Annotated in this window: 1 pseudogene; it reads left to right on the plus strand. The window is 75.6% G+C overall.

The features are described 5' to 3' along the window. Nucleotides 1-749: 749 nt before the first annotated feature. Nucleotides 750-833, plus strand: a pseudogene (locus tag EAO75_RS48130) (two-component system response regulator); the annotation flags it as partial.

The following is an 833-nucleotide window of genomic DNA, read 5'->3' on the forward strand; positions in this document are numbered from 1 at the left end:
GCGCAGGGGGCTGGCGCCGCTGACCGGGCGGGGGCCGCGCGGGAGACAAGCGCCGCCGACCGGACGGGCGCCACTCACGGGCCCGGGCCCGCAGACGGGGCTCGCCCCACGCAGGAGACAAGCACCACGGACCGGACGGGCACCACGCAGGAGACAAGCACCGCCGACCGGGCGGACGCCGCTCACGGGCCCGGGCCCGCAGACGGGGCTCGCCCCACGCAGGAGACAAGCACCACGGACCGGACGGGCACCACGCAGGAGACAAGCACCGCCGACCGGGCGGACGCCACTCACGGGCCCGGGCCCGCAGACGGGGCTCGCCCCACGCAGGAGACAAGCACCACTGACCGGGCGGACGCCACGCAGGAGACAAGCACCGCTGACCGGGCGGACGCCACTCACGGGCCCGGGCCCGCAGACGGGGCTCGCCCCGCGCAGGGAGCTGGGTCCGCCATGGGGGTAGGTTCCGCTCGTAGGTCCGACACCGCGGAAGGAAGCGGCTCGGCTGACCGGGCAGGCTCCACGGACGGGACAGTCCCCGCCCACGGGTCCGGCACCGGTGAAGGACGCGGCCCCACGGACCAGGCAGACTCCGCTGACCGGGCACGCTCCGCCCGCGGGTCCGGCAGCGCTCAAGGATCCGGCCCCGCGGACCAGGCGGGTTCAGGCGAAGGCACCGGTTCCGGCGGGGGAAGTGGCTCGGTGGACGGTGCCGGTGCCCATGGCGCGGCGGTTTCGAGAGGTGACGTATGACGGCCGAGCAGGCGATTCGTGTTCTGGTCGTGGAGGACGACCCGGTGGCGGCGGACGCGCACATGATGTACGTCGGGCGG

The sequence above is a fragment of the Streptomyces sp. UW30 genome, from assembly GCF_008042075.1.
GTDB lineage: Bacteria > Actinomycetota > Actinomycetes > Streptomycetales > Streptomycetaceae > Streptomyces.